This is a genomic window from Kiritimatiellales bacterium, assembly GCA_041656295.1.
Lineage (GTDB): Bacteria > Verrucomicrobiota > Kiritimatiellia > Kiritimatiellales > Tichowtungiaceae > Tichowtungia.
On record JBBADV010000001.1, the window covers coordinates 105908 to 120462 of the forward strand.

10 protein-coding genes are annotated in these 14555 nt (G+C 48.6%); all 10 read right to left on the bottom strand.

Going from position 1 to position 14555, the window contains the following annotated elements; all coding sequences use genetic code 11:
• Positions 1 to 25: 25 nt before the first annotated feature.
• The 10 genes from WC959_00445 to WC959_00490 all read right to left on the bottom strand — a co-directional run bounded on the left by WC959_00445 (position 26) and on the right by WC959_00490 (position 14552).
• Positions 26 to 1483, bottom strand: a complete 1458-nt coding sequence (locus WC959_00445; GenBank protein MFA5687614.1) for a sulfatase — start codon at positions 1481 to 1483, stop codon at positions 26 to 28.
• 15 nt (positions 1484 to 1498) lie between these two features.
• On the bottom strand, positions 1499 to 3181 hold the full coding sequence (locus WC959_00450; GenBank protein ID MFA5687615.1) for an arylsulfatase: 1683 nt from the start codon (positions 3179 to 3181) through the stop codon (positions 1499 to 1501).
• Between the two features lie 58 nt (positions 3182 to 3239).
• Positions 3240 to 4031: a hypothetical protein gene (locus WC959_00455; protein MFA5687616.1), complete on the bottom strand. Its 792-nt coding sequence runs from the start codon at positions 4029 to 4031 to the stop codon at positions 3240 to 3242.
• A 178-nt stretch (positions 4032 to 4209) separates the two neighbouring features.
• Positions 4210 to 5730 carry a sulfatase gene (locus WC959_00460; GenBank protein ID MFA5687617.1) on the bottom strand — a complete coding sequence of 507 codons (1521 nt, stop codon included), beginning with the start codon at positions 5728 to 5730 and terminating at the stop codon, positions 4210 to 4212.
• Positions 5684 to 7849: a sulfatase gene (locus tag WC959_00465; protein ID MFA5687618.1), complete on the bottom strand. Its 2166-nt coding sequence runs from the start codon at positions 7847 to 7849 to the stop codon at positions 5684 to 5686. The genes WC959_00460 and WC959_00465 overlap by 47 nt, the downstream gene beginning before the upstream one ends.
• Before the next feature lie 49 nt (positions 7850 to 7898).
• Complete coding sequence (locus WC959_00470) at positions 7899 to 9452, bottom strand: hypothetical protein (GenBank protein ID MFA5687619.1); 1554 nt, start codon at positions 9450 to 9452, stop codon at positions 7899 to 7901.
• A gap of 38 nt (positions 9453 to 9490) precedes the next feature.
• Entirely contained in the window at positions 9491 to 10207 is a 717-nt protein-coding gene (locus tag WC959_00475) for a hypothetical protein (protein MFA5687620.1), read from the bottom strand.
• 64 nt (positions 10208 to 10271) lie between these two features.
• On the bottom strand, positions 10272 to 11081 hold the full coding sequence (locus WC959_00480) for a hypothetical protein (protein MFA5687621.1): 810 nt from the start codon (positions 11079 to 11081) through the stop codon (positions 10272 to 10274).
• Positions 11082 to 11156: 75 nt separating this feature from the next.
• Entirely contained in the window at positions 11157 to 11849 is a 693-nt protein-coding gene (locus WC959_00485; GenBank protein MFA5687622.1) for a hypothetical protein, read from the bottom strand.
• 93 nt (positions 11850 to 11942) lie between these two features.
• Positions 11943 to 14552 carry a hypothetical protein gene (locus WC959_00490; GenBank protein ID MFA5687623.1) on the bottom strand — a complete coding sequence of 870 codons (2610 nt, stop codon included), beginning with the start codon at positions 14550 to 14552 and terminating at the stop codon, positions 11943 to 11945.
• Between the last annotated feature and the right edge of the window lie 3 nt (positions 14553 to 14555).

Below are 14555 nucleotides of genomic sequence, written 5' to 3' on the forward strand. Positions count from 1 at the left end.
CTTTCGTTGCGAAGATCGTTCCGGCTTATCCATTCGGGCGGGCGTTTTTGGGCAGAATAAACGCCGGAATCTGGCGCGGAACAGTATTTTTAAAATACTCTTTCACATAAAACAGCTTTTCCTGATCCGCGAGATTATAAAACTCTGCCGGATCAACGGAGATGTCATACAATTCCTCCGTTCCGTTAAAATAATGGATGTAACGGTACTGTTCCGAAACCGCAGCCCAGCTGCCCGGCTCCGGCCCGGCGATCACCGCCGGAGTCTGTTTATATAAATCCGGATTTTTCAGCCACGGGACAAGGCTTTCACCGTCGATTCCCGCAACCGGCGCGGCACCGGTTAACTGAACCAGCGTCGGATAAACATCCAGCAGGCTGACGGCTTTTGTGCAGGTTTTTCCGGCGACGGTTTCCGGCGCTTTGATGAAAAACGGAATCCGCGTGGCTTCTTTCCACAATGTGAATTTTTCGAAGCGTTCTTTTTCGGCGAGGTGATAACCGTTGTCGCCCCACAGCACAATGATTGTATTATCGGCAAACTGACTTTCACGCAATCCGTCTAACAGCCGCCCCAGCATTGTGTCGAAAAATGTAACGCCGGCAAGATAGCCGCGCAGCGCATTTTTCAAATTGCCGGTTTTTAGCGCCCAGTGATATTCATCAAAACCCCATTTTCCGATAATCTGATCGGTGATCACCGCCGGCGCCGGAACTGCGTCGTCCGGGTATAACACCGGCAATGAAATTTTTTCATCGGGATACAGTTCATAATATTTTTCCGGCACCTGAAACGGAACGTGCGGGCGGAAAAATCCGACAGCTAAAAAAAATGGTGCGGCTTTTTCCTGCCGCAATTCGTTCAGCGCCCAGTCGACCACTTTATAATCGGACATTTCTTCGTCGGAAATTTTCAACGGCGTCCAGTCAAAATGTCCGGCAGGACGTCCCTCACTTTTATTTTTTGCAAAATAATCGAACGGCGGCACCGGCTGATGAGGAATCTGCTGCGTTTTACTTGGAAAAAATTCGTCCCAGTCTGCCGGATCGAGTTCGTCTTCTGCGTCATACTGCACACCGTGAAAAATTTTTCCGCCGCCTTTTACGCTGTAACCCTGCGATTTAAAAAATTCCGGGATGGTCACCGCATCTTCCAATACCGGCGAAAACCGCCAGGACGGGCGCGTGATATTTTTGCCCGGATTCTGCGTGATGCCGCTTTTCAGCGGACTGACGCCGGTCATGATGGCGACGCGCGAAGGATGACAGCTCGGCGAAGCGCAATGTGCATTCGAAAAATAAACGCCCTCGCTCATCAGCCGTTTAAAGTTCGGCGCAATCACCTCCATGTCCGTGCCCGGCTCGTGAATCCAGGTGCAAAGATCATCCACCGCGATGAAAAGAACATTCGGTTTCTGCGCGGTGCTTTCCGCATACAATGATGCCGCAAAACCGGTCGCCGCAATCAACATTCCTGTTTTCATAAGTCACCTCAAAAATCAGTGCATCGGTTCAATATGAATATTCCGGTGCCCGATGTCGGGATTGGTTCTGAATATTCTGGAAATAAATGTGCCTTCAACAAAGGTCTGCATTTCATATTCGCCGGGCGCAATCATCACATTGTCAAAAACCAGCGCACCGGAATTCGGCAGAATTTTCTTTTTGTGAACCTGATCGCCGAACTGAATGCAAAAGACCGATGTGTCATCAAACAGTTCATTCTGCATCAGATTTACGGTGACCTTATACGGCCCCGGCGATGCCACCGTCATCGGCCAGCCGTGTTTTGGGCTTTTATCGCTGTAGCGCAAATTGACCAGCCGCTGCCGTCCGTCGCCAACGATAATCGGATGAATCACAAACTCGCCGTCCTGCACCGTGTTTTTTGTGACATCCGCAAACCAGTGTTCATACTGCTGCCGCAGTTCAGCTTTTTTCTGCGGCAGGCTTTCCGCCAGATCATTTAATTCAAACGGATCGGCGGCAATGTTGAACAGCTCCGTTCCGTTCACCAGTTTATAATCGCCGGAACGGACGTAACAGTTTTCCCACATCGCCGGAACTGCCGGACGGTAAAACTGACCGCAGAACGAGCGGGAAACCGGCTCTGTTTTTTCACCGGAAATGTACGGCCACAAACTGATTCCGTCCGCCGGATGCTCCGCATTAAACGGAATGCCGCACATATCAAGAACCGTCGGCATAAAATCAAGAATTGTTCCGACCTGCTGAATATCTTTTCCGGCAGGCAGAACGCCCGGCCAGCGGATAAAACACGGAACTTTTATTCCGCCCTCATACGTTGTTCCTTTGCGCCCGCGCAGTCCAACATTATACCGGCGCTGCTGCGGATCAAACTCCGGTCCGTTATCCGAGGTGAAAATAACAATCGTGTTTTCAGTCAGTCCGGTTGAATCAAGCGTCTCCAGCAGCCGCCCGACGTTTTCATCCAGCTTTTCCACCATCGCCAGAATTTCGGCATTAAACCGGCTGATTTCACGATACGGCGCAAACCGTTCAACGTATTCCTCCGGCACCTGATAATCCACCCACGTGTGCGGCAGCGTGCTGGCAACAACCATGAAAAACGGCTGACCGGAAATTTTGTTCTTCTGCAGAAAATCGATAGCGTAATTAAACACGACGTCTTCTTCGTAACCGGCTTCTCCAACCAGTTCGCCGTTATAAATCATCACCGGATTGTGCCGGTTTTTTTCAGCGCGGTGAAACATATCCCACAGCAGCACTTCATCAAAACCCTGATCTTCCGGACGGAACGGACAGTTATACCCCAGATGCCATTTGCCGAAGAGCGCCGTTTTATAACCGTTTTCTTTCAACACTTCGGCAACCGTCAGCTCATCGTCGCGCATATTGAGCCCGCCCTGCCATGTGTCCCAGACCGACGTGCGGTAATTATAACGCGATGTCATTAACGACGCACGTGTCGGTGCACAAACCGGCGCAGTATAAAACGCCGGAATCCGGATGCTTTCATCGTGGAGACGGTTCAGATGCGGCGTTTTCAGATACGGATTGCCGTAACACTCAAAATCACCGTAGCCCTGATCGTCCGAAAGAATAAAAACCACATTCGGTTTTTGCGTTCCGGCAAAAGAAGAAACCATCGCGCCGGATGCGGCGAGTGACAGCCATCGTCTTGTTTCAACCGTTTTCATCTCAATAAAAAACCGGGAGTGAAATATGTTTCACTCCCGGCATATTATTCCGGGTCTGTTATTTTCTCAATCTATGCCGCGCAATAAAAAAGCCGGCACTGCTGATTAAGAACAGTGATAACGATGATGCTTCCGGCACGATTTCTATTGTAATACTGTCGATACCGACCATGGCATCGTCACCGGACTGGTCGTTATCAACCAGTCGGAATGTCAGGAGCTGGCCGGTTCTGACATTAATCGTTTCTGTTCCGGAAATAATAAACTGATTCAAATTTCCGTCCAATCTAACGTCAGGCTCGGTTCCGTCTCCAACGACTGGCGTAACAGCCGATCCCAACGTAGTCCAGCCACTTGAGGATATATTATTGGTGGGTCCGGCTCCATAATTAGTAACTTTATATTGAAGTGTAAATTCCTGTGCGGAAGTATTGCGCAGACTCCACTGTTCCAACACAAAGGTGTACGCGATTGTCAGATTCGTAGTACCGCTGACCTGATTCCGGAACTGAATCCCAGTATAACCAGTTCCTGTTCCGCTTTTTGTATACCAGCCCAGTGCCCGATCTGAACTGCCATCCAAGCCCATATTATAAGCACCGGCTGAACCGTGTGCACCTTGTGATCTTAGCGCGGTTGTCGGGATCGTTGTGGGATATAGATTGGTTGCCGTACATCTCAGGTATACCCCCTGAATCGTTTCGCCATCCACCCAGACCGCATCTTCTGTTCCCAGCGAACTGAAGTCCTGCGTGTATTTGAATGACGTAGAATCAATGTTGATGGCATCACCAAATGTAAAAGTGCCTATACAGGCAATACCAACAATTACTGAACATATTTTCTTCATCTCTGTTCCTCCCTGTTTATTTCCCGGCTACAGCTTCCGGATCCGTTCCGGAAATTCAACTGTATCCAGTATTCAGTTATATATAAATTATGATTGTTTTATGCAAACTTTTTTTGCATTTAATTTGCCAGCCGGATCTGCCTTCCCGTAGAACAATTATGTCGAATTTCACACCCATCTACAATTTTTGTTTTTTAATTGGGCCAGGGTTTAAGATATACGCTGCATTTTTCGATTCTCCGGGTATCTCTCCACGCAATTGCGCGTTAATTTTCCCAATACTTGATGTCGGATTTTCCGGCACGGTATCACCTGTGGCTTCCCGCCAGGCATCCATCACACCCCGAAGCTCATTCAAGATGGATGCGCATTCGGGAGATTCAATAAGATTGACAAACTGACAGGGATCACTGTCCACACAGTACAGTTCTTCAAGCGGCCGCGGTTTTAAAAATACGTTCCGCTGTTCCGGCGTAAGCTCACCACGGAGTTCTGCATTCCACAGCTCTTTCCCGGCCGGAAAATGCGTAGCGCAAAGGCTCTGTTCTTCAACGCGATAATTGCGGATATACACCCAGTTTTGGTATCGCACCATGCGTTCATTGGCGGGATTGATATGCCAATTGTGTTCGGCGAAAATATAATCACGCACCGAAACAGACGGATCTTTCAAAACCGGCACAAAACTGACTCCCTGAAATTCTTTGGGAGAAAGAACATTCGTTAATTCTAAAATGGTTGGGCCGATATCAATGGTACTGACCAAGGAAGAGGAAACTGTTCCTGCCTGAATGCCAGGTCCTGCCATAATCAACGGCACCTTGACGCCTGTATCGTAAAGACAGGTTTTACAACGCGGAAACGGTTTACCATTGTCACTGCAATAAATAACATAGGTGTTATCAGCTATCTTTTGCCGTTCCAATTCATCCAGCAGCTCCCCTAAATAATAGTCTGTCCGGGCAATTTCATGGTAATGGCCGGCAAAATCTTTCCGGGTTTCCTGACCATCGAACAGATAGGAAGGAATCTCTATGTCTTCCGGTTGAAAAAGCGGGGCTTTGTCGTTGAACTGCCAGTTACGATGCGCATCATGGGAAGCGAACCAGAAGAAGAATGGTTTATTTTTCGGCCGGTTTCGAAGAACATCAATCCATTCTTCCTCTCCGCCGGGACCTGCGCCTTCCATAATTTCGTCAAACGCATCTCCCAGGATTTCAAGCGCTGCTTTTCCTTTGGGTGACATATGGTTTTTCCCGTTCAGCACAGAGTAATATCCGTTTTGTCGAAGCATTGCCGGAAACTTCTGTTGGTCGCCGGGCAAATTCATATGCAGTTCCGGCGCACCGGTATTGTGCGGATAACGACTGGTAAGAATACTGCAACGGCTTGGGCTGCAACTGCTGGTTGTCACATACGCATTCTGAAAAAGCATTCCCGATGCTGCCAGCCGTTCCAGATTCGGCATTTGAACCGGCCCGCCATAACAACTGAGATGCTCAGGAGAAATGTCATCTGTAATAAAAAAGATAAAATTCGGCGCAACCGCCGTCGCAGACAAATCAATCAGCGGTGCAAACATTGCTGAAGCAGCACATATATTGCGACGGGTATTCATTTGTGAAATCATATAGTTTTCCTTGCTTTCAAAATTACGGTTCAACAAACAGCGAAATGCTGTCCAGTCCGACCATTGCATTGCCCTTAGAGATATATTTGTCGATAATCCGAAATGTAATAAACTGATTGTTTTTGAGTTGAACGCTGACCGTTCCCTCGATTGAAAACTGATGGCTGTTACCGTCAATATAACGTTCCGGCCTGGAAGAATCCGCCGGCACCGTTGCGCTGCCAAGATCCTTCCATGATGATGAGTTCAGATTGTTTGCTGTTCCGTTTACGCTGTGAATTTTATACTGCAGGGCAAACATTTCCTGATTGCTGTTACGGGCGCCCCACTGTTCTAAAACAAATTTATATTTCAAAATCAGGTCATCTGTACCGGTCTGGTTCCTGAAACGCACACCGATATAGGATTGTCCGATTTCGCCAGTAGTCAGCCAGCCCAGCGCGCGGTCGCTGGAGCCTTCCGCGCCCATGTGATATGCACCGCCGGCCGAGTGCTGACCATAAGACGAATTTATTCTCGCCGGAATACCGGTTATAGAAGAAATCATGTATACGCCGGGAATGGTAATGCCGTCATTCCAGTCCGAAGCAACAACACCCAGCGAGCTGAAATCCTCCATATATGAAAATTCTTTGCCGGTCATATTGATATAACTTCCAGACACCATTACAACCTCTTTTTCCGGTTTTTTCTGCGCGCGCTTTTGGCGTCTTTTAGCTATTTTTTCTGTCGTTAACTTTTCTTCTTCGCACATAAATGCTTCACGGACAGGTGAATTCGTCCATTGTGCAAGCACGTCTGCCACCGGATCATCCGTTTCGGTCATTTTTTTGATAAACATTGCCCTGAGTTTTGAAAGACGCTGGCGGGCTTCTGGATCATCAATCCGGTTTTTCAGACAATCCGGATCACTGGAAACGAAATATAGTTCTTCCAGTGCCCTGAACCGGTACACATCCAGACGTCCGGCAATCTGTGCATCTGTTTCTGCAAGTTCTTCCATCCGGCGATAGGTGGGAGTTAAGGTTGTGGCGGAAAACATGATCCGTTGTCCGTCAGACCATGGATTAAATATGTAAAGATCATCCATTGTTTGAATCGCGCGCATTGGATTCCGGTTTGCGGCTGCATTCTCACTGTATTCTTTAATGATAAAATCGCGCCCGCCTTCCCGCCCGCCGTGCAGCAATGAAGCAAAGGAGCGTCCATCCATCCCGCCCGGATTACTGATTTGCAAAAGATCAAGAAGCGTGGGCAGCAGATCCACAGTCGATACCATATGCATATCGTCAGCGATGTCTTCCGGAAGATGACCGGGCCAGACAAAAAAGAGCGGTGTACGTGTGCTGTCGTGATAAACCTGTGTTTTGGAAAAAGGCAGCGCCATGCCGTGATCCGAAAGGAAAACGATCAGCGTGTTTGATTCCGCACCTGAGCCTCGAAGTGCGGCCAGAATTTCCCCAACGCAGTCATCCGCGCGCCGCACACTGGAATAATAATGCGCCAGTTCTTTGCGAACAACCGGATCGTCAAACAGAAATCCGGGAACCGGAACCTCTTCCGGAGTAAATACACGGGAAGGAACATTCGGATCCGGAATCGTCTCGCCGTTGGAAGCCTGCGCATAAAACGGCTTGTGCGGATCCGAAAGATTCATCATCAAACAAAACGGTTTCCCTGCTTCCCTGGAGAGCCGGATCCCTTCCCGCGCTGAGATTCCGTATGATTCTGCGTTTTTCCGGTCGGCCTTGCGGCCGTCCGGAAGAACATCCAGCTCGGCATCCCATCCGTAAGGCGTATAGGGAGTAGAGTGAGATATTTTTCCGCGAATCGCGGTAAAGTATCCCGCAGATTTCATCAGATCAACCAAGTGGGGATATTTTGCGCTCGGCACCGGATCGAATCCCTCGACCCCGCTGTGATGCGGATAAAGGCCGGACCACATGACATTACGCGACGGCATGCAGTTGGCGACCACCACATGGGCATAATTGAAGCGCATCCCGTTCGCAGCCAGACGGTCTATGTTTGGCGTTGTGTCCGCAAGTTTGCATCCGAAAGCACCGACCGATTCAGCGCTCATGTCATCGACTGTGATAATAAGACAGTTTGGCTGACCGGTCTGCTGCACGGCACCTGCACTTCCCATGACCAAACTCAAACCCGCAATCAGTCCGCGGTTCTTCATAATGACCTTTCATCAAATGTACTAACTCTAATAGAAAAACTACTGAACGTTATTCCGAAATATCTTCCAATTGCTGTATTCTGACATTGTCAATCCAGCACTGTCCGGAACCGGACTGTTCAAAGAAAATGATGTGATGAGTATGCATGTAAGACACTGGCCGACCTTTGAGAGCGGACACTCTTGTATTATCAATCGGCACATCAATGGTTATAAGCGTCCAATCCGTTGTTCCCGTCAGCTCTTGATCGGCATATGTAATGATGCATTTTGGGACACTCCACTTCCCGGGCTTTTCTCGTCCGAACCAGTTGTCCCCGCTACCTTCATTAATACCCATTCGCACAACTCCCGTACAATCACGGGTTTTAATCCGTGCGGAAATCCGATAAACTCCGTCAAGCGGAGTATCCAACTCATATCCGGGTCCCCAGAACCAGCCATACCAGGCAGAAGGTGCTGTGTTTTCTTCTTTTTTTATGCTGATTGAATAATGATCATCATATCCGGATGTCTTATCCCAAAGACAATCAAAATCACTTTTCAGCCAGCCATATTTTCCGGAACTGATCTTCTCAGAAAACGTATTGTAACGTGAAAAAACAGGCAGTTGATATTCCGGCAGCTCTTTCCAGGGGTATTCTTCCGCTTTATTCAGAAGTTCTCTGGCTTTTTGCGGGGTCACAGGAGAAAAACGAATGGCACACGACAAATTCAGAATATCATCCGGCGCCGATTCAGGAACTCCCTGGTAAAGATAACAATGAACATCAAAGAACATCCAGCACAACGAAAACTTCAAAGGCTTGGGAGATTCAAGAACTTCTGTCATCCACCCGCCTTCTTTCGGATCCAGTATACCAAAAAATGATCCGACGTCAGCCATTGGCAACTCACCGCGATATGAATTTCCCTGATAATTCCCTAAAGGATAAAAACCGGTCTTTATCGGATGCGCAGGCACATGCATCTTGGGGGTAAAAATCCAATCTTTCCCATCCGGTGAGCGCACAAAACCCATGTATAAATCTGATTCACCCTGCTGAGCGGACCGCAACCGTTCCGGCATACTGATGCGCTGCAAATGATAGTTGAACGGCTCAATCGTTCTTTCTCCTTTTGCTCCCATCTTTTTTCCTGCACGCCATTCAGAAAGACTTCCGTTCAGCGTCGAACGCAAAATATATTCAAACCCTTCTTCATCTGAAAGGTAGCGCGCTTTGATCTCGGATATGATTTTAGCCGCCGGCTTGGTTTTGTGCGCATTCACGGTCACTGTAAAACCATCGTCAGACAGAACAAAATTTACGGTTTCCATTTTGTAATCCGGATCGTTTCGTGAACCCCAGGTCAATCCTATGCGGGCATCATCGGTTATCACGTCCTGAGTCATTGAGATGTTAGGCATACTCTTATCACCGACCCAATGATCATTTTCCGGTGTAGCTCTGAAACGCAACGTTCGGCCCTGAAAAAGCTCCAGTATCGGCTGCCCCTTCCACAGGACATATTTGGAGTCACCAACCGTTTTAAACTCGGGTGCAACCATTTCAGCGCCAAAAGTTGAAACCGCCATCAGCAAAAAGATGCGTATTACTTTCATATTATACCGCCTATTCATATTGTACGTTTTTCCCGAATTTATTCAGTCGGCGGCGGCGAAACAACGCTCACTGAGATTGCGTCTATGCCAACCATTGCGTCGCCGCCGGAAAAGTCGTTGTCGACCAGTCGAAACGTCAGAAACTGTCCATGACGAATACCAATGCCTGCTGTTCCGGCAATCGTAAATTGGTTTAAATTTCCGTTCAACTTACCAGGTTCAACACCATCACCAATAACCGGTGTTGCAACTGTTCCCAGTGTAGTCCAGTTTGAAGAAATCAGGTTATTGGTAGTTCCGCCGGCGCTGTGGACTTTGTACTGGAGCATAAAAATCTGCGCGGCCGTATTACGATCGCTCCATTGTTCCAATACAAAACTATACCGGATGGTTAAATTTGTATGGCCGTCTTTTCCGGTCTGATCCCGAAACCGGATTCCGGTATAGCCGGTACCTGTGGCAGATGTCGTAAACCACCCTAACGCCCGATCCGTATCACCGGGCAGCCCCATATTGTAAGCACCTGCCGAAATATTCCCACCTACTGATGCCGCCAAGCTCACTGGAATACCATCCGGGTATATATCTGTCTTTACGCACTTCAGATATACTCCCCGAACCGTATTGCCATCATCCCATGTCACATTTCCCGTACCCAGCGAACTGAAATTTTCAGTATACGTAAATGTTTTACTGTCCATCACAATGTAATCGGCAGATACCAGTCCGGCGGAACCAAGCAAATATATTCCCATTCGAAAAAAGTTTTTCGTGACCGCCCCTCCCTTTCTGTCACACCAACGTTTCGGAAATATATTTCTATTCACGATTTCTCAATCTCTGCCGCACAACAAAAAAGCCGGCACTGCTGATTAAGAACAGGTGTAACGATGATGCCTCAGGAATTATCGTCAGTGTAAAGCTGTCTATCCCGGTCATTGAATTTTGATTATTCGCATCATGCTTATCAACTAAACGGAATGTTATGAATTGATTATTTCTCAGTTCAACATCAAATGCTCCGGATATTGTAAACTGATTCGTATTTCCATTAACATAATTTGGATCGGTACCTTCTGAATTATTGTGAATAGGCGTAATTGCTGTTCCTAAAGTAATCCAGTTTGCTGACATTAAATTATTAACATCTCCGTTTGAGGAGTGGATTTTATATTGCAGAATGAATTGATCATCGACTTTATTTCTAGTTCCCCACTGTTCAAGAACAACACTATACTGAAGCGTTATATTATTTGTTTCTCCGGTTTTATTCTGAAAGCGTATTCCGGTATATGACTCTTTAAATCCGCTTGATGTAAACCAGCCCAGCGCACGATCCGAAGAACCGGCCTCCCCCATATTGAAAGGGCCGCCACCACTTTTATTTCCATCAGATGCCGCCACAGTCGTCGGGATCCAGTTTGCCGCTGACAAACTATTATTTGTTGTCGACATCATATACACGCCTTTAATCGTGTTTCCATCATTCCAGGTTACATCTCCCGAACCTAACGAATTGAAATTTTCAGTGTACGAAAATGTTTTACTGTCCATCACAATAAAATTGGCTGAAACCATTCCGGCGAAACCAATCAAACCTGTTACCAATCGAATAATACTATTCTTCATAACCCTTCCTTTCTGTTCTGTTTTTACTCCGTCCGGCTTCACAGCACCTGCTGCGCCGGAATTTACTACCCGAAATTACAGCTCAACAGACAGCGTAATACTGTCCAGTCCGACCATTGCATTTCCCTTAGAGATATATTTGTCGATAATCCTGAATGTAATGAACTGATTGTTTCTAAGCTGAACGTTCACTGATCCCTCGATTGCAAACTGATTGCTGTTACCGTCGATGTACCGTTCAGAGTTAGAAGAATCCGCCGGCGCCTTTGCGCTGCCAAGATCCGTCCACGATTTTGAATTCAGATTGTTCTCTGTCCCGTTTGTGCTGTGAATCTTATATTGCAGGACAAAGGTTTCCGGATTGTCGTTGCGGGCGCCCCACTGCTCCAAAACAAATTTATATTTTAACGTCAGATCGTCTTTGCCGGTCTGATTTCTGAAACGCACACCGATATAAGACTGTCCGATGCCGCTGGTGGTAAGCCAGCCCAGCGCGCGGTCTTTAGAACCTTCCTTGCCCATGTGATATGCACCGCCGGTGGAATGCTGCCCATACGATACACCCAGTCTTTCAGGAATGCCGACGGAGGAGGAAATCATATATACACCGCGCACGGTGATGCCGTCGTTCCAGCCCGACGCGACAACGCCCAGCGAACTGAAATCTTCTGTATACGAAAATCCTTTGCCGGTCATATTAATATAATTTCCGGATACCATTCCGGCGACGCCGGATAAGCACAGAACTGCAATGAGTTTTTTCTTCATGTTTTCGCCCTTGTTATATTTAGCTGTATCTTATATTCAACTGTATATGCTAAATGTTAATCCTGCAAGCTGAAAATTCTGTTTTTAAACTCATCATTTAACCTGCCACGCACCGGCCGGCGAGATGAGCGCCGTGAATTCTTTTCCTGCCGTTTCCAATCCTTTTTTCGGTTTCCACTGAACGGACACATCGCCGTTTTCCAGCACACCTGCCGTTATGCCATAACCGGCGGCACGTCCGGTTTCCACGCCCATGTAATGCGGCTTTCCGCAAACATCAATACCGGTTGAATCCGCCGCATGCGGAACCAGTACGGTGACAAAGACCTCTTCTTTTCCGGCGGTGAACTTCCGGCGGGAGGAGACGGCGTAATCGTTCATACCCCACAGTTTCGGCTGGAGTTGAACGCCATACTGCGTTCCGCGTTTATAATCGAAATAGACCATCAGACGGCGGCCGGAGACAAAATCCTGCGCCGCATCGAACCAGTGCAGTCCTGATCCGGGCGGACTGAACAGCTGCCACACCGGGCCGCCGATCATTCCGTCCGCCGTTTTTCCGGGAATAAACCGGTCGACGACAATTAAAATTCCCTCCGGCCGCAACAGCGTCTGGCGGGTCCACGACGAATCGTATGTCCAGACGCCTTCGTAGCTTGCCGATCCAAAACAGCCGTTCTCATTTTCTTCCACAGAAAAACCGGTCAGCAAACCGCCCTGCTGATTGTCGGCATACATACTGCGCGGTGCAAATCCGTTCACGGCGAATTTTACCGGCGCGCGCAGAAACTCGGAGACATCGCTCTGATAATTTATTAAACAGCCGAGCCGCTGATATTCTTTGTTTAAATCAACCGTCAGACCGCCGGTATCGAGAACCAAATCAATCCGTCCCGGCGGACAGATCACTTTTAAAACGCGTTCGCCGGTTTGCGGATCGTTGACGATGGAGAGCAGCTGATCGTTATTGAGAATCTGCGGTTCCTGATTTTTTGAACCCGGCGGATAATAACAGACTTTCAGGTTTTCCGAAATCCGGTCAAACCGCTCAATAATTTTTTCGCCGCTTTTACCGGCGACAAAAAGTTTGGAAAGGAACAGTTCATACGGACCGTCCGACGGCGCAATTTTCCGGTAATCCCGGTACCACGCAACACCGCCGCGATCAAATGAAAGTCCGCGCAAATAATGGTCGCTCTCTTTTTCAATTTCGGCGCGCGGAAAATTCACCAGCTGAATCGCAACGGTGTTCAGTTTCAGATTGTCACATTTGCCCTCCAGTCCATCCGGATTGGTATGGCTGTAGCCGAGATTGCGCCGGGTTTCATGAAAGCGCCGGCCGGGCGTTTCACTCTGCCAGTCCGCGCTGTCCTGATAATCGAGCATCAGCCGCAAATTGGATGACATGCGGTACCAGTAATCCGACGCCATTCCACCGGTCTGATTGTATGGAAACTCCAGCGTCGAATCGCTCACCACAAATGTGTTCGCCTGCCCCGGCCATTTGCTCCAGTGCGAACGGCTTAAATAGAGAATTCCGTCGACTTCATAATGATACACTTCAACGCGATTGTCTTCGTGTCCGTGAAATGTGGTGTTCTGCCGGTCGTTCAAATACAGCGCCGCATACGGATTTCCCGCTGTCCGCGCCGGATTTAAAATCAGCCGGTCCGGAATTTTATAGGTCGCCGGATAAAGCAGTGAAACCGCGGATGAAACACCGGGCATCTCTGCCGTTATTCCGGCGCGATAAAAAGCTCCTAAGCGGCTTTCCAGTACTTCACGCTGCTGATTTTCCGGCACGCGCTCGCCTTTATGGTCGCGCGCATATCCGGCGGTTCCGGCGAGCAGTGTTTTTTCCGCCGCCCAAAGAAGCGTCGGATCGCCGGTGCATTCAACGGCCGCAATCAAACCGTCGACGTACGCCTCCTGCCCGTGTCCGTCGCCGGGCGCGACAACCAGACCGGACGGACTGACATGATCGCGCAGGCGGTACAGCATCGCGCGCATTTTACCGCCCTTCAGTTTCTCTTCTTTTCCGAGGATTCCGCCGAGCTGCAAAATCTGCGGAAACCAGTGCGCGACATAGCCCGGTTCATAATTATCGCCGGGGCCGTAGAAATCCATCCAGACCGCTTCCGCATATTCCGCCCAGTTTCCGGCGCGCTCAGACTGCGGAAAAAGTGTTTTTGCGTATGCCTGCGCAATTGCAAAATGCAGCGGACGGTTATTGGGGCCGCGTTCCGCCGGAAAAAAATATGTTTCGGCAACCTGCTGAATCCGTTGACTCAGCTCCGGCGTTACTCTGCCGTCCTGCCGGAGAGCATCGTACAGCGTCATAATCCGCGCCTGAGAAAAAAAGCATCCGGCCATCGTCGCGGTCACCGACTTGGTGGTGTGAGCGTTTAATACAACCTGCCCGCTTTCTGTTTCATCGAGTTGCAGATATTCCGTTAACAGCCAAAGCCGCAATAAAGCTTTCTGCTTTGAGGTTTCAGTGTTTTCCGCAACTTCCGCCAATCCATCGGCAATAAACCGCCGGACTTCCATGTTCGGTTTCAACTGTTTAATCAGCGTTGCTTTGTCGGCGGCGCTCACCTGCTCAACTGAATCAGCGCAGCGCTGCAGGATTAATTTGTTATCCGCCGCATATCCGGTGGACAGCAGGGAAAGTACAATGAATATATATTTAAAATTGTTCATAAT